The sequence below is a fragment of the Dorea longicatena genome, from assembly GCF_024168045.1.
Classification (GTDB): Bacteria; Bacillota; Clostridia; order Lachnospirales; family Lachnospiraceae; genus Dorea_A.
The window spans coordinates 1,896,559-1,918,876 of record NZ_CP100126.1 but is presented as its reverse complement, the minus strand read 5'-3'; the positions used below and the strand labels follow the sequence as shown (position 1 = coordinate 1,918,876).

Here is a 22,318-nt window from a genome sequence, read left to right as displayed (position 1 = left end):
AATGAAAGTATTACTTGTCAATGGCAGTCCACACAAAAATGGCTGTACTTATACAGCTCTTTGTGAAGTATCCAGTGCATTAAATGAAAATGGTATAAGTACAGATATTTTCTGGATTGGAAATAAGCCGATTTCAGGATGTATTGCCTGCAGAAAATGTCAGGAAAAAAATAAATGCATCCTGGATGATATCGTGAATGAATTTCTGGAAATAGCAGGGGATTATGACGGATTCGTATTTGGAACTCCGGTACACTGGGGTGGTGCAGGCGGTGCAATCACATCCTTTATGGACAGAGTCTTTTATGCCGATTTAAACGGTGGCGGTGACAGATTCCGCCTGAAACCTGCCGCTGTGGTAATTTCAGCAAGAAGGGCCGGAACAACGGCCACATGGGATCAGGTAAATAAATATTTTGGTCTGATGCAGATGCCGATCATTACATCAAGATATTGGAATATGATACATGGGACGAATCCGGATGAAGTAAAACAGGACCTCGAAGGAATGCAGGTTATGCAGATCCTTGGAAACAATATGGCATATTTCATTAACTGTAAAAATGTTGCGACAAAAATGGGAATTGAAATGCCAAAGGCACCGGATTTTGTATTTACCAATTTCATCCGATAGAAATTAGCGTGACAAACATTTTATACGACAGGAGGTGACCTTAGAATGAAAACAAAGAAAATAGCAGCAGTACTCTTAACATGCATCATGGCAATCGGTTTGATGGCAGGATGTGGAGCAAGCAATACAAACCAGTCTGCTTCTAATACAGAAAATACATCAACAGGAAATGGAAAAACATTGGTTGTATATTATTCAGCTTCAGGAAATACAAAAGATGCTGCTGAAAAGATAGCAAAAATTACAGAGGCAGATCTGTTTGAAATAGAGCCTGTGGAGCCATATACAGATGATGACCTTGACTGGACAGATGATGACAGCCGGGTGTCAAGAGAACATGATGATGAGAGCTTAAGAGATGTGGAACTGGTATCTACAACAGTTGATAACTGGGATTCATATGATACGGTATACATTGGCTATCCTAAAATGGAGTACAGTTTATAGTAGTGTATAGCGTGTACCAAGTTATAATTATGGGGTTGAAAATAACAGTATATACAGATAATGTGGAAAAATGTGTATGACGTTTATATAGAAAATAACATTGAAAAAGAAATTCAAGAATGGGTAAATTCATTAAATTTAAAATAGAATAATAATTACATGAGTGACAGAAGATAAGAATCTGAATTCCCTGTCACTTTTATATTATTTGATAAGAAAAAAGAACTGGTTTATATCCGATAAGAATATAGACTGGTTCTTATTTTTAATATGCTATTATATACACAGGGAGTCGGGGAATGTCGAACTATAGCAAGCCGGAAAAGAAAGCATTGATATCGGTATGAAAGAGTTTTGCAAGTGCAACTAATTCAGATGCCTTAATGTTCATGCGATTTGTTTCCAGTTTGGCATAGGTACTTTTGGTGATGGAGATACCCATAAGATTTAATTTTGCAACTACTTGGTCTTGAGTCATATTGTTTTTATATCGAATTGCTTGGATATTTTTACCAATATCCATATCTGGTCTAATCTTTTGCATAATGATGAACTCCCCTTATAAAATAAAAAGATTCGTAATACAGAAATATATATATTGATTCTAAAGAATTTAAATTTTATAATGTTTCGTAATAAGGAATTATTTTTAACAGGAAGAGGTAAAAGTATAATGGATGTGGAGATGGAAAAGAGAAAATTTTTAAATCTATGTGGCAAAAGAGATCGAGCATTATTGTCAGGTGAAAAAAGAATGACATTGGGGGATATGGAACGATTGACATATCTGACAGAATTTTTTGAACTGGAGAACTATGGAATCGCCTTATGGAAAGAATTTGGTGATGATGTAAAAGAGCCATTTGAAGCGATGATGAAAATGTTAGATGAGCCGGAGTGCATAGAAGATCGATGGCTTGATGACGAAGCAAAAGGGGAAAAGTGGTTGTTAGAATTTCAGGAACTGGCATTAACGGAAGAATACAGGGAATGGATTCGAAATTATATCGATAAAAAATATGAAGAAAGAGGATTACCATATCCGACAGGAGCAGACTTCGATTAAGAGGTCTGCTTTTTTCTGGTCTTTTGGGAGGTGATAAGAGGTGGAAGTAAGTATTTATGAACTCTTGGCGGCAGCAAGAGAATCGGCTAAATCTGATTATATAAAAGGGGACAGCATTTTGTGTGAGAAGAGATTTCATCCAGATACCCATTACATGGTAGAAATAGAACTGCTGAAAAATGATAACAAGCTGGGAAAAAAGGGCAATTATATACGGAAGTTTTTGACAGAACCGGAGTATCTTCCCATTTTACAAAAGCAGGAAAAACATCTCATAAAAATAAAAAGACAGGCAATTGTTCAAAAAGGAAACTTGCGATATATCCCTCCCCCGGACAGGCTGGACCGCCGCCGGGAGAGGGATCTTTTATAACCGGCTGGGAAGGAACAGTAGTGTTCCTCTGGCGATAGTGGTATAAAAAAACCAGATTTTCCGCAGGTTTTGGGACGCTGGAACATAGAAAAGTGTTCACGAATGGCACTTTTGCAACGATCCGTTGCAGCAGTGACAACATTTTTGACCTTACGTTAAACAGAAAAAATGAAAGGATGTGATTGCGATAATCATAGGAATTGATCATGGCTATTATGCCATTAAAACAAGACAAGTGTCTTTCCCAAGTGGAATTATTGGGTATGATTACGAGCCGTATACCATGCAGAATGTTCTGCAATATCAAGGAAAGTATTATGTCTGCGGTACGGGAAGACAGACGCTGGTAAAAAATAAAACGTCCAATGATAATTATTATCTGCTGACGTTGGCAGCCATTGCAGAAGAAATCAAGCATCGGAAAGCGGAACGAAAGACAGAGGTAATTCTGGCTGTTGGACTTCCGCTTTCAAGTTTTGGAAGAGAGAAACAGGGATTCAGGGAGTATCTGTTGCGGAAAGAGCAGCCAGTGCGATTTTTATATGAAAGTGAGTTATATGAGATAACAATAAAAGATGTGAAACTGTTCCCACAGGGATACTCTGCGCTTGCTCTGCATCCAGAGTATCTGAAGAATGAACCGTCTGTTCTGCTTGTTGATATTGGTGGCTGGACCGTTGACCTTATGAGGCTGGACAATGCTGTTCCGAATGCAGCAACGTGCAGAAGTCTGGAACTTGGAGTAATCCGATGTATTGATGAGACAGCAGAACAAGTGCGTAGAAATACCGGACTGTCTGTGACAGAAACTCAAATTGAGCGTGTGCTTCGGAGGGAATCTTGCAGTATGGCAGAGGAGGCCAGACGGATCATACAGGAAAACGGACGGAAATATATAGAAAGAATACTGTCTGCGGTGACAGAATCCGGGTTTGATCTCCGGGCAGTACCCACCGTATTTATGGGGGGAGGCTCCGCAATTTTAAAACGCCACGTGACCGCACAGGACGCGATTTGCCGCCCTGTTTTTATAGAGGACGTCCATGCCAACGCAACAGGGTATGAACGGATTGTAGAGCAGATGTGGGCGAGATGACACGCCCTGTGTATTCGTTCCGCCCGAACCTGAAAAATCCAGAACACCAGAGGGCATGGGAGAAATTTCAAAGTGTTCCAGAAGGGCAGAAAAGCCAGTATCTGGTTCAGGCAATTTTGGAAAAAGAGAATCGGAAATGGTTGGAAGAAGTCATTCAAAAGACGATAAAAGAAAGTGTTCAGGAGTTAGGAATATGTGGCACTACGGAACAATCGATAACGAAACTATCATCGGAAGAAATACCAGATCAGATGATGGATTTTCTATCTCAAATGGAAAATTTGTAAAGGGGGTGAGGCCTATGATTGCACGATACATACATTGTTGGATCTGCTAGGGGTAGGGCAAGAAATGCATCGTTATCTTTGGTGGGTATTGTGAATAGCTTTTCATGCATCTTTGGGGTATGTTGTGTGTAGCGAAAAAGAAAGGAGAAAAGTTATGGCAGAGATGAAAAATATCTGCGGAAAGATCCCGATGGACTTACATGAGAAAGTAAGAGAAGAGATTGAACTCACAGAAAGCAGCACACAAAAATTTTTACAACAGGTCATTGAAGAACATTTCAACAGACTGGACGGAAAAGGAGAAATAAGCATGGGAGCAGTAAGAACAGTAGCAGTACAGGTATCAGAGGAATTATTCCAGAGATTAAAAGTAGTCATCGGACAGAAACACATGAAACAGAAAGACTTCTTAATTCAGATTATAGAAGAAGCACTGGAAAAGGCAGAGGCCGAATGGCAAAGCAAAGATCAGCCTGAAGAATCCGAACAGACAACCGGAGAATTAGGAACAGAAGAAACTCAACCGGAAGAAAGCACTGATCCGGAAAGGAAAAGCGAACCAGAAGAGGAAAGCGAGCCAGATGGAGAGAGCGAACCGAAAGAGGAAAACGAACCGGATGGAGAGAGCGAACCGAAAGAGGAAAACGAACCAGAAGGGGAAAGCGAACCGGAAGAGGAAACTGAAACAGAAAGAGAAACTGATCTGGAAGAAGAAACCAAAGTAGAAGAACCAACAGAATGGTAACCAATTGATACAGAATAACGAAGGGCGGCATGAGAAATCATGCCGTCTGTTTTTAGCAGCAAAAAGGAGGTTGATAGCCGCAACCATTCAATTTTTTGATCTCTTTAGCGGAATCGGGGGATTTCGTGAAGGCTTAAGACGGGCAGGAAACTTTGTCTGTGTCGGACATTGCGAGGTGGATACTTATGCGGATAAGAACTACCGATTGCTGTTTGATACGGAAGGGGAGTGGTATTGTAATGACGCAAGAACAATCGAACCAGAACGAATGCCAGATTTTGATTTACTCTGTGCAGGATTTCCTTGCCAGGCATTCTCTATCGCCGGAAAGCGAGAAGGATTTGCAGATGCAAGAGGAACTCTCTTTTTTGAAATTGCCCGGATTCTTGAAGCTAAAAGACCCTCGTATTTTATCCTTGAAAATGTTCCCGGTTTGTTATCGCATGACAAAGGCCGGACGTTTTGCACCATCCTCAGTACGCTTTCTGAACTGGGGTACCATGTCGAATGGAAAGTGCTTAACAGCAAGGATTTCGGAGTCCCCCAAGCAAGAAAACGGGTGTATATTGTCGGATATTTTGATTTCCGATGTGCCGGAAAAGTATTACCTGAACCAGAAACAAATGGAGCAGCTCTTGTTCAAGTCCGGGCAGGAAGTCAGGGGAAAAGAGTCTACAGTCCCAAAGGACTAAGCTGTACCCTGACATCACAGGCAGGTGGAATGGGCGGCAAGACAGGATTATATGATGTAGGTGTTCCAATCAAAGAGAATACAAAGCTCGGCTACAAACTTGCAAGAGAAGGGGACAGCATCGATCTGGGTTATGCGAATCTCAACAGCAGGAGAGGAAGAGTCGGACACCAGATCGCACATACCCTGACAACAGGTGTTCAACAGGGAACGCTGCACTTTGTCGATCTTTCACCTCCGCCGGTGGTAACGGAAGAATGCAGAAGCCTGAATACCAGACAATGCGGTGTCCACAAATACAAAGGAGAATGTTCTGGTGTATTAGCAGAGGATGGAGCAAGAGCAGTCTTAACACCAGCAAAAGAGAATGTTCGTCAGAACGGCAGACGTATGAAAGAACCCGAAGAACCGATGTTTACAATTACTGCAACCGATCGTCATGGCATCTTGTATCACGGCAGAATAAGAAGGTTAGTTCCGAGGGAATGTCTGCGACTGCAGGGTTATTACGACTGGCAGATTGATAAGATCATAGACAGCACTTCTGACGCACAGCTTTATAAACAGGCTGGAAACGGAGTAACTGTCAATGTTATCGAGGCAATTGGCAGATTGTTACAAAAGGCAGACTCCGAACTTAACACACAGAAAGTGTCTGAGAAAGGAATCCATTAGGCATGATCGGAATAAAAGACCAATACTTTGGCACAGAAATCGAAATGACAGGGATTACCAGACAACGTGCTGCAGAAGTTGTTGCTGAAATGTTTGGAACAGAAGCATATTATGACGGCACTACTTATGGAGTCTGGTCAGTGATAGATCTGGAAGGAAAAAAGTGGAAATTTATGTCTGATGGGAGCATTTATACACAACGGAAAGTATACGGTCGAATTGTAGACGCAGGTGGAGAATATTCAACAGAAATGGTATCACCGAAATTATCCTATGATGAAATGGGAAAGTTACAGGAAGTAGTACGATGTCTGCGACAGCATGGAGGTTTTGTAAATGAGTCCTGTGGTCAGCATGTTCATGTAGATGCATCGAATCATACACCGCAGAGTCTGAAAAATGCACTGACAATTATGTATGCAAAGGAAGATATCCTGTTCAAAGCACTGAAAGTGCAGGAGAGAAGAGCAAATAGTTATTGTCAGAGGGTGCGACCGGAGGTATTGGAGAAAATCCGAAAAATACCAAATAAATCAATCACAATGGACCGAGTAAGAAATGTCTGGTATGGAGGCAGGGATGGAAGTCATACCCATTATGATCATACCCGTTATTATGCTCTGAATCTTCATGCTGTGTTTTCCAAGGGAACTTTGGAATGGCGTTGTTTTGAAAGCACACTACATGCAGGAAAGGTGAGAGCAAATATTACACTGGCATTAGCCATTTCCGCACAGGCAATCAATCAGAGATCGACACAGATGAAAAAGACACTGATATCAGAAAACCCGGCATTTACATTTCGTACATTTTTATTGAGACTTGGGTTAATTGGAGACGAATATAAAAATGTTCGAAAACATCTGCTGGCAAATCTGGATGGTGATCTTGCGTGGAGATATGATAAAAGCACGTATGAGTGTCTGAAGAAAAATCAAAGGACAGAAGGAGTCAGATAGAGGTGAGAAAAAATGAAAGATAGATATTACTTCGCTTATGGCAGCAACATGAATCTGGAGCAGATGAAGTACAGGTGTCCGGCTGCGGAAGTTGTGGAAAACGTCCGGCTTGAAAATTATCGGCTGGCATTTCGGGGAAGGGCTCCGGGCAATGGGGTAGCAACGGTTCTGCCGGAAAAAGGAAGCTATGTCGAAGGAGTCTTATGGAAAATCACAGAAGCGTGTGAGAAGAGTCTGGATTTTTATGAAGGATTCCCAAGTTTTTATGGGAAAGAATCGATTCGGGTAAAAAATCAGGATGGTGTGGAGAAAGAAGTGTTTGTATATATGATGAACGCTCCGCACAAAGATGTTCCGGCAAAGCCATCGAAATTTTATCTGGATGGAATTCTGGAAGGATGTAAGGATAACCAGATTCCAACGGAGTCTGTCATGGAAGCGGTAAAACGTACCAGACAGGAAGTAAAAAAAGAAAAAAATCGATATGCAAGATAAAACGTACCGCAGAGGAAACATCTTCTGCGGTATTTTACTGAAAAAATCTATTTATAATAGGAAGGAAAAGCACATGAAGGTTAGAAAATTAAAGACCAGAATTGCTGCTTTTGGACTGGCTGTCCTGATGGGCATCAGTACCTTGAGCAGTGCGAATGCGTTTGCGGCCGAACAGACAGGCTCGGAACAGCAGACGGAAGTACAGGCATCTGAACAGGCGGTAACAAGCCAGAAAGATACATCAGTTACAGCAGATGATATCACAAAAGCAGTTTCAGATGATACATTTGCAGTGGAAACCAGTATGGAAGGAATCCATTATGATGCAGAAAAAGAAGATGTTACGCTTGTAAGTATCAAAGATGAGAATGGTGGAGAGTATCATTCAGACAAAGCAGGAACATATATTGCCACTTATATGGTCGTTCCAAAAGATAAGAGTGACAGCTATACCATCACCCGTAAAGTGACTCTGACGGATACCGAAGGACAGGCACATTCCGAAGAAAATGGTGGAGAGAAACAGAAGTCAGATACAGAATCTGAAGATGATTCGGATTCGCCTGTGCAGAACTACACAGATGTAGAAATTGAAACATCCGAAGAAGATGCATCTGCACAGGCAATCAAAGAACTGAAAGAGGACATCGAAGAGGGAAATGTGATGGTATTGTCTGCGGCTGAAAGAGCTACAAGCAGCGGTTCCACAGTTACATTGACAAAGGGGAGAACTATTTATTATCCAAGTTATATTGGAAATTATCTTACTTGCCTGTTTACAGTCAATGGAAAAATTGCATACTGCCTTCAGTCCCAGAAAGCATCCCCACCGAGTGGAAGTTATGTAGCACAGGTACTGGACAGCAATAAAAATCTGCAGAAAGTCCTTTATTATGGTTATGGCGGGGCAGGAGATCTGACAGGAAGTTATCTGTCTGGAAAAACGGAAGATGAAAAGTATGTGTATACACACATTGCAGCCAGCTATGCTTATGCAGGAGAAGCCGGATTTACAGGGTGTAATTATAATGACCTTGTAAATGCAGGGGTTATCGCATATATCAATTATCTGTTTGGACAGGAAGAACCGCCAAAAGGTGAACTGAGCCTTTCAAGCACAAAGCTGAATGCAGTACGGGATGGAAACATCCAGAAAACACCAAATATCACACTGTCTGGAGATCACAGAAACTATGTGACACTGAGTGTACCAGAAAATGTGACAGCACATAATCTTTCCAAAGGAACAAGTGTTACAAATGGAAAAATCCAGATTTATGGTGGAGATACATTCTATCTGTCCGCAGATTTATTACTGACAGGCAGTTATGCTTCCGGCAACTTATATGGTTCTGTCGGAAAGACATGGAGAACACTGGTGCTGACAACCGGAAATTCCAAGCAGGATATCGGTGTATTTGAAAGTGAAACAGCAGCTCCGGTAAGTTTTAGTGTACAGTGGCTGAATATGACACGCATTGAACTTATGAAGAAAGATGTCAATACACAGAATCCACTGTCTGGAGCAGTTTATGGTATTTATACCGATAAGAAGTGTGAAAACCTGCTTATAACAATGTCAGCAACCGGAACAGATGGAAAAGCAGTCAGCGATTATTTTGATTCAGCACTGAAAACTGTGTATGTAAAAGAAGTTACTGACCCGACAGGGTACAAACTGAATACAGAAGTATATAAAGTGGATGTTGCAGCCGGAAAGACATTGTCTGTAACTGCAACCGATGAGAGAGTCACAGGAAAAGTAAAAATCGCAAAGATCGATAAAGAAACACTTGCATTTAAAGCACAGGGTGACAGTGCTCTTCGTGGTGCAGTCTATGGTCTGTATGCAAAAGAGGACATCGTGCATCCGGATGGTACAACAGGAGTTCTGTATAAACAGGACAGCCTGATTGCACAGGGAGTCATCGGAGATGACGGAACACTGGAATTTTCAGAATTATACCTTGGAGAAATGTATGTAAAAGAAATCACTCCACCGGAAGGATATACGCTGGATACTACAAAATATGAGGTATCAGTAACTTATGAAGGTCAGGATGTTGCGGAAGTGACAAGAGACCTTACGGTAAAAGAGCAGGTAAAGAAACAGGCATTCCAGTTGATCAAAATCAGTGAAGATGGAGAGCAGACAGAAACAGACCTGGTTGCAGGAGCAGGATTTAAGGTATATCTGATCAGCGACCTGACACAGGTAAAAAATGGGAAACTGAAACCTGCCAATGGAGAAAGCTATACAGCAAACGATTTCAAAAATTATGACTTCAGCAAAGAGCAGGTTGCAGTTACTTATGAGAACGGAACAGCCGTACCAGTACCGGAACTAATTACTGATACAAAAGGATATGCAGTCAGCCCGGAACTGCCGTATGGAAGTTATGTTGTAGTGGAAAGCACTACCCCTGAGAATCTGAAAACCATTGATCCATTTGTTGTAAATGTGGAAAATGACAGCAGAGAGCCAATGCAGTGGAGAGTATTTGATGACCGCCCGTTTGAATTTTTGCTGAAAATCGTAAAGAAGGATGCACAGACTGGAAATACGGTTTTAAAGGCTGGAGCATCTTATAAGATTTACGATGTAACAAATAAGAAATATGTGGAACAGGTTGTTCAGTATCCGAAGAAAGAAAAGATCAGTGTATTCAAAACAAATGAGGAAGGATATCTGATCACACCGCAGGAACTGAAGTGCTCTACCTACCGAATCGAAGAAGTGAAAGCACCGGAAGGATTTGTAAGACAGGGAAGCGAAGAGTCCCTGTATGATGGAACAACGATTATTTCACCATTAGAGCAGACTACAAAAGGAACATATAAAGAAAATCCACAGAGTGGTATTGTAATTACAGTATCCTCAAACACTGCACATCAGATTGATCCGGATACAGGAGCTGCGATTGTAGAGGTAGAACAGAAAAACGATGAACAGGTAGGAAGCCTGCTCCTGACGAAAAAGGGAGAACAGCTTACCGAAGCAACAGGAGATTCTGTTCTGGCAAAAGTAAAAGCACTGGTCTCTAAAGTAAGAAATGCTGTATCTGGTAAAGAAGAAACAGGTATCTATAAAGACTTTAAATATGAAGAAACCGGAGTAGAAGGTGCCCAGTTTGAAGTATATGCCAAAGATACCATCTATTCACCGGACGGAGCAAAGGACGAAGAAGGAAATCCAGTTGTCCGTTATGAGAAAGATGACCTGGTAGCCAAACTGACTACAGATGAAAATGGAACAGCAGTTATCAATAATCTGCCACTGGGAACGTATTATCTGAAAGAGGTTGTAGCAGGAGAGAATTTTGTCCTGAATACAGAACAGAAAGAATTTACCCTGACAGCAGAGGATGATACACAGGCAGTCGTTTATGAAGGCGTTACCTATAAAAATGAAAGACAGAAAGTTTCCGTATCGGTAGAAAAGAAGGATTCTGTCACAGGAGAAAAGCTGGAAGGTGTTATTTTTGGACTGTATGCTGCGGAAGATATTCTTTCTAATCAGGGAGAGGTTCTCGTAGAGAAAGATACCCTGCTGGAAAAGAAAGCAACCAATAAGAACGGAAATCTGACTTTTGACAGTGACCTTCCACATGGAAAATATTATGTCAAAGAGGAAGTCAGAAAAGCCGGATATCTTCCGAACGAGGAAGTATGGAAGGTAGATGCATCCTACGAAAACCAGAATCTTGAAAAGATTGTACTGAGTAAAGAAGTTGAGAACCAGCCGACCGAGACGCGTATCACCAAGACAGATGCGACTACCGGAAAAGAGCTGGAGGGAGCAAAACTTCAGGTGATCGACAAAGACGGAAATGTCGTGGAAGAATGGACCAGTACCAAAGAAGATCATGTGATTTATGGTCTGCCGGAAGGAACTTATACTTTGCATGAAGAACTGGCTCCTTATGAAGACGGCTATGTGTCTGCCAGCGATGTGACCTTTGAAGTCAAAGAAGATGGAAGTGTGACAAAGGTTGAAATGAAAGACGAATATTCCAAAGTGGAAATTTCCAAAACAGACATTAGCACAGGGAAAGAACTGGAAGGGGCAAAGCTTCAGGTGATCGACAAAGACGGAACTGTTCTGGAAGAGTGGATTACGGATGGAAAGCCACATTCCGTTGCAAAGCTCCCGGTCAATGAAGAACTTACTCTGCGTGAGATCACAGCACCGGATGGGTATGAGATTGCCGAAGATGTTACATTTACATTGAAAGATACGATGGAAGTGCAGAAAGTAGAAATGAAAGATGCCAGAACACCGGAGAAAACAACAGAAAAAACAAATGCACCAAAAACAGGTGATAACCAGAAAGTATGGCCGTTTGTTCTGCTTGTACTGGCATCTGCCGGAACAGCTACAGGAGTGACTGTATACCGCAGAAAGAAGTCAAAAATGACAGACAACAAAGAAGAAACAGAAGAAAAATAAAATAAGAATTACAGGATAAACCAATTTGACAGGGCAGGAGATGTGCATAAGGCAGCTTCTGCCCTGTTTGTAGATAAGGAGAAGAATGATGAGACGTTTTTATACAGCAGAATCAGTAACAGAAGGACACCCGGACAAAGTATGCGATCAGATAGCAGATGCAATCTTAGATGAATGTCTGCGTTATGATCCATCTTCGAGAGTGGCGTGTGAAGTCCTTGCCACAAGAGGAAATGTGTTTGTAGCAGGAGAAATCAGCAGCGGATATGAGCCGCCAGTGTTTGATGTAATCCGAAAAGTTTTAGAAGAGTGTGGATATTGTACAGATGGGATAGAAATGGATACGTTTGTACACCAGCAGAGTCCAGATATTGCGAAAGCAGTGAGTGTGTCGAAAGAATTTCGGGATAATATCGGCGCAAAAATAAGAGACAGGAGCAGGGGAGCTGGAGATCAGGGTGTTATGGTCGGATATGCGTGCGATGAGACTCCGCAGCTTATGCCAATGCCGACTGTTCTGGCACACCGGATCACACGTGAACTTTCAGCTTGCAGAAGAAGCGGATATATCAAAGATATCTTTTCTGATGGAAAAGCACAGGTAACCGTAGAATATGAAGATGGAAAGCCAGTGAGACTGGAAAGTGTTGTTGTTTCCTGCCAGCATGGTACAGAAAAGAGTCTGAAAAAGTTAGATGCCGAGATCAGAGAGAAGGTGCTTCGCCCGGCACTCAGATTACTGCCTCCGGATGAGGATACGAAAATTCTGATTAATCCGTCAGGGAGATTTGTGTGCGGAGGGTTTGATGCAGATACCGGACTGACCGGAAGAAAGCTGATGGTGGATACTTATGGCAGTATGGTTCCGCATGGTGGCGGTGCATTTTCAGGAAAAGACTGTTCGAAAGTAGACCGTTCGGCGGCTTATATGGCAAGGTATATCGCCAAAAATATAGTGGCTGCTGAGTTTGCAAGCAAGTGTCAGGTGTCTTTGGCTTATGCAATCGGAGTAGCAGAGCCGGTTATGATTGAGGTAGACACCTTTGGTACAGGAAAAGTGTGTGCGGATGATTGTCTGGCGGCAGCAATCCCACTGGTGTTTGGAGTGACACCCGTTCAGATCATGGAATCCCTTCGACTGAATCGTCCGATTTTCCGTCAGACGGCAGTTTTTGGTCATTTTGGAAGAAAGGAGTTTCCTTGGGAGCGGACGGATAAGGTACTGGCTCTTCAGGATGCAATTCTGTAATGCCTTGGGTAACGGAAGAAGAGATTCAGGCAGCAAAAAATATGACTGCGTATGAGTATTTGCGAACGCATCAGGCACAGCGGCTGCAAAAGACAAGGACCAGAAATGAATGGCAGTTGACGGATCATGACAGTTTTAAAATCAATGAACTGTCCGGCAAATGGCATTGGAAATCCAGAGATATCGGTGGCGTGTCCGCACTGCGCTTCCTGATTGAAGTAGATGGAATGAAATTTACAGATGCCGTAAAACTGTTGTGCGAAGAGAGTCCGTCTTTTATTCCGACACAGGCTGTGGAAAGGGAAAAACTGCCATTTAAGTTGCCGGAGAGGTATTGTAATTGCAGACGAATCAGGGCTTATTTAAACCACAGAGGAATCAGCGATGAAGTGATCACATATTGTATTTCACATGAAATCCTTTATGAAAGTGTCCCGTACCATAACGCTGTTTTTGTTGGGAAAGATGAATCCAGAAAAGCAAGATATGCATTCCTGCGAGGAATCTATGAAAAAAACGGGAAGGGATTCAAGATGGAGCAGACCGGGAGTGAAAAAAAGTACAGCTTTTGCATTCCACCTGAAAGAGAAACAAAGCGAGTTGCCGTATATGAAGCGTGTATTGATGCATTGGCACACATGACACTGGAAGAGGGAAATAGGGATAAATATCGTCTTTCCCTTGGGGGAATCGCTGCTCCGAAAGAAAACGCACAGATACAGAGTGAACGTTTTAAAAAGCCACCGGACGCACTGGAAGAGTTTCTGAAGAACCATTCGGAAATCAAAGAAATTGAAATCTGTACCGATAATGACTTTGCAGGAAGATGGGCGAAAGAACAGATGAAAAAACATTATGAGGGAACGTATCAGATTATCTGCAATCTGCCGAAAAAAGAAGGAGCAGATTATGCAGACCTTGCGAAAGAAAAAAAGCAGGCAAATAAATGCAGGGACAGACCATTAGAAAGAAGGTGATAGAGAATGGAAGAAAAAGGAACGATACACGTACATCTGTTGACGGAGCTGACTGGAAATCTTTATTCAGAAGAATCCGAATGGGAAGAAGATTGGTCGGAGAGTGATGAATATGGAATGCCGTTAGATGGAACAGAACTTGCCGATTATGAAGATGCCATCCGAGAAGAACTGGAACGCTATGGGGAAGATGATCTCATGCAGTATTTTGATGGAAGTGAGTCCATTCATGGAAAAATACAAAGTGCAGTTGTTACGATAGAAAACAAAGATGGAATCCTGTACGGCTGTACCAAACTGGAATTAAATGAATTTTTAAGTCAGGAAGAACTACAGGAATTCACCGAATACATTACAGGGCAGTACAGTGACGGTTGGGGTGAAGGATTTGAGCAGAGGGATATCAAGGTAGATGGTGGAATGCTGAATGTGCATTTCTGGCATCCTGATATGGAGCAGCCGAAAATCTATGAAAAGAAAACAGAGCAGATCCCGATAAAGCCTGAGAAACAACGTCCCAAGTTACAACTCCTTGGACATGATGGGAATATTTTTTCCATTATGGGCGATGCCTCAACTCTTTTGAAAAAGAATAAACAGACAGCAGAAGCAAAAGAAATGTGTAAAAGGGTATTGGAAAGTGGGGATTATTACAAAGCACTTTTGATTATCAGCGAATATGTGGAAACCGAGTTGAGTCCACCACCAAAAGAAAATAAAAAGACAAAGAAGAAAAATCAGCCGGAACGCTGAGAAAAGAAAGGATGATGCCTATGACAAATGGCCTGAGTTTGGAAGAACTTATGAAAGAGGAAACATACCCGGAGGAATATGCTGAAGGGGAAAACTGGAAAATATTACATGGAGATACATTAAAACTGGTCAAAGCATTCCAGCCGGGAATCTTTGATGCAGTCATTACCGATCCACCGTATGCGTCCGGTGGAACAAAGCAGAATGAAAGAAATCGTACTACAAACCAGAAATACAGCAGTATGAGTGCTGCAAATGCACTTCCGGATTTCGATGGGGATAATAAAGACCAGAGATCTTGGACGCACTGGATGGCTGAATGGCTCTATGATGTGCGGAAAGCCTGCAAGAAAGGTGCTCCGATCTGCCTATTCATTGACTGGCGTCAGTATCCATCGATTACCGATGCATTGCAGTGGGCAGGATGGATCTGGAGAGGAACAGCGGTGTGGGATAAGGGAAACTCCCGTCCACAGAAAGGTCGTTTCCGCCAGCAGGCTGAATACATTGTGTGGGGCAGTAACGGACCGATGCCAATCAACCGTCCGGTATCTTGTCTGCCGGGCGTCTTCCGATATGGAAATCCGCAGAACCGGATTCATGTGACAGAGAAGCCGTTGCAGCTTATGAAAGATGTCATCCAGATTTGCGAACCGGGAGGTCTGATCCTGGACCCGTTTGCCGGAGCAGGAACGACTGTCCTTGCAGCGGTTATGACAGGTTATCGTGCAGTGGGAATTGAGGTAACAGATGCCTACTACAAACTGGGAAGTGACAGAGTGAAAATTGCATTAGAAGCAGAGCAGAAAGAGGATGAAAAGTAGCCGGGATGTCCAATTGGACATCTTGTTTTTTATAGAGAAGATGAGTGGCATCCAACTGGATGCAGGAAGGAGATGGAGCGTATGGAACAGGCGCTGGCTTATGTGTGCTGTTCAGCAGAAGAAAGCCGGGTGAAAGTACAGAAATATTGCAGAAAAATCTATGAACTTGGGTATGTACCAATCTGTCCGAGATTTGTATTCTCACCATTCTTGGAAGAATCCGATGCAGAAGATATGCAGGGATATGGAAGAATGTCACATATCCTTTTGCGGAGATGCCGGATGGTAGTCGTATGTGGGAAAGATGTGACAGGAACAATGAATACCGAAATCAGTATGGCAGACAGACTCCATATCATTTGTACGACACTTGATGGACTGGTACAGATAAAAGAATCAAAATAAATCAGAAGCGGGTAAATCCGGTGCTACAGAAACTGGCGGTACTCGTTTTGCAAGCATAGCGTTTGGATATCCAAACGCACTTTGGGGAGAACCCCAATCCCCCGGACACAGACGGAAATGGAAAGGAAGGATCAAGTCATGTTAAGAAATGGAGTAATGATTGTAATCGCATTGATGAGCGGAGGATTTATAGGAGTGATAGTGACCTGTTGCATGGTTGCAGCGAAAAAATCCGATGAGGATCTTGGCGGTATGATGAAAGAGGAAGAGAAAAAAGAAGGGACGGTGATGCAATGCGAAAACGAAACCATGTGATCCCGGTGCGGTTAAATGCAAGGGAACTCAGGGAATTGGAGGAACAGGTGGAAAAAAGCGGACTGAGTCGGGAAGAGTTTATGCGTTCGCTGATCTTAGGAGCGCAGGTACACGCAAAACCCTGTGAGCATCACCCGGAACTGCTTAGGAAGATAGCGGGTCTGTGCAATAATGCGAACCAGCTTGCCCATGTTGCGAATGCTTCGGGAATGGCAAGTGAGCAGAGTGTGCAGGAAATGCTCCGGCTTACCAAAGAGACATGGCATCTGGTAAAGGAAGAGTGGTAATGACAGATGGCTTATACAAGTGTTATCCCCGTCCACCGCCTGGACCGTTCCATCGAATATGTGAAAGACAAAGAAAAAACCACACAGAAAGCAGACTCTCTGGAGGCTGCCATTGATTATGCCATGAACCGGACAAAGACGGAACAGGCGGTCTTCGAAGATACCATCGGATGTACCAATGAAAATGCGTATGCAGATATGGTGGCAACAAAAAAGAGATTCCATAAGATGGGCGGTGTGGAAGGATACCATCTGGTACAGAGTTTTGCAGAAGGTGAGGTGACACCGGAACTGGCACATCTCATCGGACAGGAACTGGCAGACCGGCTCTTAAAGGGACAGTATGAAGTCGTTATCACAACGCATCTGAATACCAGACATTATCATAACCACATTGTCTGGAACTCTGTGAGCATGGCAGACGGGCGTAAGTACCACAGCAATGCAAAGAGTTATTATACGGAGATCCGGAAGATCTCCGATGAGCTGTGCAGAAAATATGGTCTGTCTATCATTGAATCCGACCAGAAAAAATCAATCCCTTATGTACAGTGGAAAGCGGAACAGGAAGGGAAACCGACATGGAGAAGTGCGATCCGTCTGGATATCAGGGAGTCTGTACAGGAAAGCTACTCCTGGTCACAATTCTTAAAAGAAATGGAAAAGCGTGGATACACATGGAAACTGAACCGGAAATATGTCGCTTTAAAGGCTCCGGGGATGGAACGGTACATCCGGCTACGGTCTCTTGGAAAAAACTATTCCGAAGAGGAGATCCGTGGACAGATCTTACAGCCAAAAGTAAAACGCATCTATCAAAAGACGGTGCAGATCCCTCCAAAGAGGAAACTGACCGGGATACAGGCATTATATTATTCCTATCTATATCAGATGGGAGTACTGCCAAAAAGACCGAGAAGAAGTCCGTATGCCATCAGAGAGGATATCCGGAAACTGGATCAGAGGATTGAACAGATTGAGTTTTTAATGAAGCATGACATTACGACCAGAGAACAGCTTGCTACATACCGTGAGCCGTTACAAAAGCAGATTTCAGAACTGATGAAGGAACGCAGAAAGCTCTATCGGAATGACAGTGAAGACAGTGGAAAAGTACGGCTGTCCGAAATCAATGAGGAATTAAAAAATCTCCGAAAAGAAGTCCGTATGACCGTCCGGATTGAAAAGCATTCATTGGAAATCGAAGAAAGACTTCGAAAGGCAGAAGAACAAAACCAGAATGAGAAACGTGTGGAACACAAAGAAAAAGAGAGTCAGGAGGTGAGATAAGTATGAATTACGGAGCAGAACCGGCTGATCAGGTGGTGCGGTACAGTCTGGAAGGAATGGAATACTCTTTGAAGATTACCGGAAATGTGGCAAAGCATGTGGCAATCTTTATTGCAGCCGCCCTGAAAGATCAGAAAAAGACAAGAGGGAAAACAAGACTTACCAGAATGTTAAAGGAACAGCGCCCGATGAAATTTTTTACTGTTCCGGGTGACCGTCTGAAAGAATTTGCAAAAGAGGCAAAGGCGAGAGGTATCTTATATGTAGTCATCAAAGATAAGGTGAATCCGGACCAGACAGAGGTCATGGTATTTGCAGATGATGCCGCGAAGATGAACAGGGTACTAGACCGGATGAATCTGGATTTTGTAAAAGCAGAATCAGGCTCTATGGTTACAGAAGCAGTGGAAAGAGTGACTGCACCGGAAAAGACAGAAAATCAGATGGAAAAAGAATCAAGGGAGAATGTACGGACAGAGACCGTTGTCCTGCCGGAAGGCAAGATAGAATTTGAACTGGATGATGCGGAAGAAATGTTTCAGATTGGGGATGAGGCTTTCCCGGAAGGAAATTTTACACATGCGCAGGAGGGGAAAGCAAAGAATCCGTCCGAACCTTTCTCGCGCAACAAAAATATTTCTTCCGGTCGGGAAACTAGCTGGGAAGAAAAGAATGAAAAACCATCTGTGCGGAAAGAACTCGGAGATATCCGTAAGAAACAGGAAGAGAAACGTAAGAGGCCGGACAGACGGAAAAATGCCAGAGAGAGCAGGAAGAAACGTAAGAATATGAAAACGAAAGGCAGGTAATGTATATGGATTTAACAGATATGATTTCAGGTGGAACGGAAGAACAGCAGATTCCTGAACAGAAATTGACCAAGGAAGAATATGCAGCCAAGAAGCAGCAGGAAAGAGAAGAGGTATGGGCTGAAGTAGATTCACAGGCACAGGGAGTTTTTCAGGATGGAGAAAAACTGAAAGGCTTTCTGGATTTTATGGCAGAGTGTAATACACAGAGAACTCCGAATCTGCTTTTGATCTACGGACAGCATCCGGATTTTAAGGTGGTAAGGTCTTATGAACGCTGGAGAGAAGAACACCGTTCAGTAAAAGCAGGGGAGCATGGCATTACTTATATGATTTCCACTGAATACGAAAAAGACGGAGAAATGCGGAGAGGGTATACGATCGGAAAAGGATTTGACATCAGTCAGATGTCAGGAAAGCCATTGGAAGAACGCCCTCAGCGAAGTCTGACAGAACTGATAGGAACTGTCTTAAAAGACCAGTCGGTACGTGTGCAGATTGAGGATGATCTGCCAGACAAAGTGCAGGCCCAGTACAATCCGAGATACCGTACCATTTATATCCGCAACGGAATGAGTGAAGTAACGACATTCCATGCACTGAACAGAGAACTGGCGTGTGCAGCACTGGACCAGCATACCGGAACCTACAGCCGACAGAAAGTCAGTGCACAGGCTTATTGTGCAGCCTATGTGATTGCGAAACGTTATGGTGTGGATGTCACCGGATTCAATCTGGAGTATATTGCACAGAGGAATGAATGCGGAAAGAAAGATCCGCAGGAACTGAGAGACTTTTTAAATGATGTCCGTCAGGCTTCCTACAGTATACGAAACCATATCGAACGCAATTTTGGTGCAAAGGAACAGGAGTATATAACCGATGAGTTCGCAATCGGAGACCCTGTAAAAATACCGGAAACCAAGGATGAAAAACCATCTGAAAAAGCATCCGGAAAAGAGAAAAAAGCAAAGAGCCAGCCGGAACGATAAAAGTGAAAAAGTTGGACGGTTGGAGTAGCTATTACGGAGGTCTTGTGATATGGTTGGTGTAACAAAAAAAGGAGGTCAGCCAGATGACAAAATACTATTTGAAGATGGATAACATTATGAAAAATATGTTCGTGGTGGCACTGAATGATGAGCTGCAGGTACAGAGTGAGCAGGATGAATGTTTGGAAGAAACGAAAGCTCTTCTGAAAAAAGTAAGTGAATACGACCTCGCTCAGAAACGACTGCAGATTACAGCCGGGGAACAAAGGCAGATCCGTAAGGCACTGAACAGACTCAGAAGTAAATATCTTGCAGCCGGAAGATACAGTGATGGAATAGATAAAGTAATTATTCAGGTTGCAAAACCGAATACTAGCAGACACATGTTCTGGTAGAGAAAGGAGTGGTTGATTGGTCATTTATTCAAGAGAAAAAGTGGCAAGACTTAGAGAACAGTATCCGGCAGGAACAAGAATCTGTCTGAATTCGATGGATGGAGAAGCGGGTATGCCGCAGGGACTGGAAGGAACTGTGCAGTATGTGGATGATGCAGGCCAGCTTGGTGTTAAGTGGGACAACGGCAGAAGTCTCTCACTGATACCGGGAGTGGATTCCTTTCATAAGAAAGAAGGACAGGGACATCCAGAAGAAAAGCCACGCAAGAAAAGAGAATCTGACTTGCAGAGATAAGTACAAAAAAGCAGGACTGGGTTCTGTATCTTGTTTTTCTGCCATTTGTCTGGTGGGCGGCAGCGATTACCGCTTGTGCCATTACACCGGATAAGAATTTTATTCAAATCTTAGAAACGCTGAGCGAAAAACTCGAACAGCCGTTTTTTATCACGTATACACCGTATACGTTCAAATGTATTCTGATATTCACAGCAGCCTATTTCTTAGGCATTGGTATTTATGAATCCCAAAAAAGAAATTATAGAAGAGGCGTGGAACATGGTTCCGCAAAATGGGGCAACGTGTCCGAAATCTGCAGACGCTACTGCGAAAAACAATACACGCAGAATCTGCTTTTAACACAGCATTTCCGCATGGGACTGGACGGCTATAAGCACAAACGAAATCTAAATGTGCTGGTAGTCGGAGGTTCGGGAGCAGGAAAGAGCCGGACGTATGCAATCCCAAACATCATGCAGTGCAACTGTTCGATGGTGATTACTGATCCCAAGGCAGAACTTTTGCGTAAAACCGGAGGTGTCCTGGAACGGAATGGATATGAAGTCCGGGTTTTTGATTTGATCAATCCGGAGACTTCCTGGTGTTATAATCCGTTTGCGTATGTCCGGGATGATAAGGATGTACTGAAGCTGATCAATAACCTGATCCGCAACACAACACCAAAGGGTGCGCAGAGCTCAGACCCGTTTTGGGAGAAGTCCGAGACTGCACTTTTGCAGGCACTTATGCTGTATTTGCTGCATGAAGCTCCACCGGAAGAACAGAACTTCCCGATGATCATGGAAATGCTTGGAAGCGCACAGGTCAAAGAAGATGATGAGGATTACCAGTCTCCATTGGACATTTTGTTTGAAAGACTGGAAATGCGGGATCCGGAGAGTATTGCGGTCAAGCAGTATGCCATTTATAAGCAGGCGGCCGGAAAGACTGCAAAGTCGATTTTAATCTCGGTTGGTGTCCGTCTGGCAGCTTTTAACCTGAAACAGATCGCCAACCTGACCTGTACAGACGAACTGGACTTATACAGCATCGGGGAGAAGAAAGTAGCACTGTTTTGCTGTATTCCGGATGCGGACACCAGCATGAATTATCTGGTCGGCATGATTTACAGTAATCTGTTTCAGACACTGTATTATGTGGCAGACCGGAAGTACGGAGGAAGGCTTCCAATTCCGGTACACTGCATTATGGATGAGTGGCCAAACGTAGCCTTGCCGGATGATTTTGACAAGATTCTGGCAACCATGCGTTCCAGGGGGATTTCCTGCAGTATCATCATCCAGAACATCGCACAGATGAAAGCCTTATTTAAAGACTCGTATGAGAGTCTGATCGGCAACTGCGATGAATTTTTATATCTGGGTGGAAATGAAAAAGAAGGACATAAGTATGTCTCGGAATTATTGGGAAAAGAGACATTGGATACCAATACCTACGGACAGACAAAAGGGCGTAGCGGCAGCTATTCGGTGAATTATCAGCAGACTGGAAGGGAACTTTTAACACCGGATGAAATACGGCTTTTAGATAACCGCAAAGCGATTTTGTTTATTCGTGGGGAGCGTCCGATCATGGACGATAAATATGATTTAAAAAAGCATGTGAATTTCAGATACACAGAGGACGGTGGTGCATCGCCTTATGATTATGCGAAAACACCACTGGCTCACGACGACCTAAAGATTGACATTAACAGATTAGACGACTACGAACTGCTGTCTACCGAGGACATCCTTGGTGAATAGCAGTTTTTTGATGGATTGGAGTGATGTGTATTGAAGAAACTTCTCACAGGAGAAAAAAATA

General features: G+C 43.0%; 25 protein-coding genes. 24 read left to right on the top strand and 1 reads right to left on the bottom strand.

Annotation, left to right across the window (positions count from 1 at the left end):
• The first annotated feature begins 1 nt into the window (after window position 1).
• Window positions 2-634, top strand: a complete 633-nt coding sequence (locus NKF87_RS09100) for a flavodoxin family protein (RefSeq protein ID WP_117598350.1) — start codon at window positions 2-4, stop codon at window positions 632-634.
• Window positions 635-679: 45 nt separating this feature from the next.
• Window positions 680-1,081 carry a flavodoxin gene (locus NKF87_RS09095; protein WP_242998908.1) on the top strand — a complete coding sequence of 134 codons (402 nt, stop codon included), beginning with the start codon at window positions 680-682 and terminating at the stop codon, window positions 1,079-1,081.
• A gap of 307 nt (window positions 1,082-1,388) precedes the next feature.
• Here the strand turns inward: NKF87_RS09095 and NKF87_RS09090 are convergent, their stop codons facing one another.
• The gene (locus NKF87_RS09090) at window positions 1,389-1,625 is read right to left on the bottom strand and encodes a helix-turn-helix domain-containing protein (protein ID WP_005341369.1); all 237 of its coding nucleotides are present in this window, start codon (window positions 1,623-1,625) and stop codon (window positions 1,389-1,391) included.
• Window positions 1,626-1,766: 141 nt separating this feature from the next.
• On the opposite strand from NKF87_RS09090, the gene NKF87_RS09085 reads away from it, so the two are divergent.
• From NKF87_RS09085 to NKF87_RS08980, 22 genes are all read left to right on the top strand, one after another.
• The gene (locus tag NKF87_RS09085; protein ID WP_226799356.1) at window positions 1,767-2,147 is read left to right on the top strand and encodes a hypothetical protein; all 381 of its coding nucleotides are present in this window, start codon (window positions 1,767-1,769) and stop codon (window positions 2,145-2,147) included.
• Window positions 2,148-2,187: 40 nt separating this feature from the next.
• On the top strand, window positions 2,188-2,520 hold the full coding sequence (locus NKF87_RS09080; protein WP_005341391.1) for a DUF5720 family protein: 333 nt from the start codon (window positions 2,188-2,190) through the stop codon (window positions 2,518-2,520).
• Between the two features lie 187 nt (window positions 2,521-2,707).
• Entirely contained in the window at window positions 2,708-3,616 is a 909-nt protein-coding gene (locus NKF87_RS09075) for a ParM/StbA family protein (RefSeq protein ID WP_253584330.1), read from the top strand.
• A complete protein-coding gene (locus tag NKF87_RS09070) occupies window positions 3,613-3,903 on the top strand; it encodes a hypothetical protein (protein ID WP_055155830.1) in 291 nt (96 codons plus the stop codon). Before NKF87_RS09075 ends, NKF87_RS09070 begins: the two co-directional genes overlap by 4 nt.
• A 154-nt stretch (window positions 3,904-4,057) precedes the next feature.
• Window positions 4,058-4,648, top strand: a complete 591-nt coding sequence (locus NKF87_RS09065; RefSeq protein ID WP_253583465.1) for a hypothetical protein — start codon at window positions 4,058-4,060, stop codon at window positions 4,646-4,648.
• A 70-nt stretch (window positions 4,649-4,718) separates the two neighbouring features.
• Window positions 4,719-6,014, top strand: a complete 1,296-nt coding sequence (dcm, locus tag NKF87_RS09060; protein WP_055247004.1) for a DNA (cytosine-5-)-methyltransferase — start codon at window positions 4,719-4,721, stop codon at window positions 6,012-6,014.
• Window positions 6,015-6,016: 2 nt separating this feature from the next.
• Complete coding sequence (locus tag NKF87_RS09055; RefSeq protein ID WP_006426990.1) at window positions 6,017-6,973, top strand: amidoligase family protein; 957 nt, start codon at window positions 6,017-6,019, stop codon at window positions 6,971-6,973.
• 12 nt (window positions 6,974-6,985) lie between these two features.
• The gene (locus NKF87_RS09050; RefSeq protein ID WP_006426989.1) at window positions 6,986-7,468 is read left to right on the top strand and encodes a gamma-glutamylcyclotransferase family protein; all 483 of its coding nucleotides are present in this window, start codon (window positions 6,986-6,988) and stop codon (window positions 7,466-7,468) included.
• 73 nt (window positions 7,469-7,541) lie between these two features.
• A complete protein-coding gene (locus NKF87_RS09045) occupies window positions 7,542-11,918 on the top strand; it encodes a SpaA isopeptide-forming pilin-related protein (protein ID WP_253583463.1) in 4,377 nt (1,458 codons plus the stop codon).
• Between the two features lie 88 nt (window positions 11,919-12,006).
• Window positions 12,007-13,167, top strand: coding sequence for a methionine adenosyltransferase (metK, locus tag NKF87_RS09040; RefSeq protein WP_195368715.1), 1,161 nt, complete (start codon window positions 12,007-12,009; stop codon window positions 13,165-13,167).
• Complete coding sequence (locus tag NKF87_RS09035; protein ID WP_117482319.1) at window positions 13,167-14,144, top strand: DUF3991 and TOPRIM domain-containing protein; 978 nt, start codon at window positions 13,167-13,169, stop codon at window positions 14,142-14,144. The genes metK and NKF87_RS09035 overlap by 1 nt, the downstream gene beginning before the upstream one ends.
• Window positions 14,145-14,150: 6 nt before the next feature.
• Window positions 14,151-14,897 carry a hypothetical protein gene (locus NKF87_RS09030; protein ID WP_117482320.1) on the top strand — a complete coding sequence of 249 codons (747 nt, stop codon included), beginning with the start codon at window positions 14,151-14,153 and terminating at the stop codon, window positions 14,895-14,897.
• Window positions 14,898-14,917: 20 nt separating this feature from the next.
• Window positions 14,918-15,721, top strand: a complete 804-nt coding sequence (locus NKF87_RS09025) for a DNA-methyltransferase (RefSeq protein WP_330609020.1) — start codon at window positions 14,918-14,920, stop codon at window positions 15,719-15,721.
• Window positions 15,722-15,802: 81 nt separating this feature from the next.
• A complete protein-coding gene (locus tag NKF87_RS09020; protein ID WP_178809504.1) occupies window positions 15,803-16,126 on the top strand; it encodes a hypothetical protein in 324 nt (107 codons plus the stop codon).
• A gap of 138 nt (window positions 16,127-16,264) precedes the next feature.
• The gene (locus NKF87_RS09015) at window positions 16,265-16,441 is read left to right on the top strand and encodes a DUF3789 domain-containing protein (protein WP_015513331.1); all 177 of its coding nucleotides are present in this window, start codon (window positions 16,265-16,267) and stop codon (window positions 16,439-16,441) included.
• Window positions 16,420-16,728 carry a plasmid mobilization protein gene (locus tag NKF87_RS09010; RefSeq protein ID WP_024852688.1) on the top strand — a complete coding sequence of 103 codons (309 nt, stop codon included), beginning with the start codon at window positions 16,420-16,422 and terminating at the stop codon, window positions 16,726-16,728. Before NKF87_RS09015 ends, NKF87_RS09010 begins: the two co-directional genes overlap by 22 nt.
• A 6-nt stretch (window positions 16,729-16,734) precedes the next feature.
• Complete coding sequence (locus NKF87_RS09005) at window positions 16,735-18,018, top strand: relaxase/mobilization nuclease domain-containing protein (protein WP_024852687.1); 1,284 nt, start codon at window positions 16,735-16,737, stop codon at window positions 18,016-18,018.
• A gap of 2 nt (window positions 18,019-18,020) precedes the next feature.
• A complete protein-coding gene (locus NKF87_RS09000; protein ID WP_253583462.1) occupies window positions 18,021-18,827 on the top strand; it encodes a PcfB family protein in 807 nt (268 codons plus the stop codon).
• Window positions 18,828-18,832: 5 nt separating this feature from the next.
• Window positions 18,833-19,819, top strand: coding sequence for an ArdC family protein (locus NKF87_RS08995; RefSeq protein WP_055172977.1), 987 nt, complete (start codon window positions 18,833-18,835; stop codon window positions 19,817-19,819).
• A gap of 83 nt (window positions 19,820-19,902) precedes the next feature.
• Window positions 19,903-20,214: a hypothetical protein gene (locus NKF87_RS08990; protein ID WP_253583461.1), complete on the top strand. Its 312-nt coding sequence runs from the start codon at window positions 19,903-19,905 to the stop codon at window positions 20,212-20,214.
• Window positions 20,215-20,230: 16 nt separating this feature from the next.
• On the top strand, window positions 20,231-20,509 hold the full coding sequence (locus tag NKF87_RS08985) for a DUF4314 domain-containing protein (RefSeq protein WP_024852684.1): 279 nt from the start codon (window positions 20,231-20,233) through the stop codon (window positions 20,507-20,509).
• Window positions 20,506-22,257, top strand: coding sequence for a VirD4-like conjugal transfer protein, CD1115 family (locus NKF87_RS08980; protein ID WP_117559090.1), 1,752 nt, complete (start codon window positions 20,506-20,508; stop codon window positions 22,255-22,257). Before NKF87_RS08985 ends, NKF87_RS08980 begins: the two co-directional genes overlap by 4 nt.
• The last annotated feature ends 61 nt before the right edge of the window (window positions 22,258-22,318 follow it).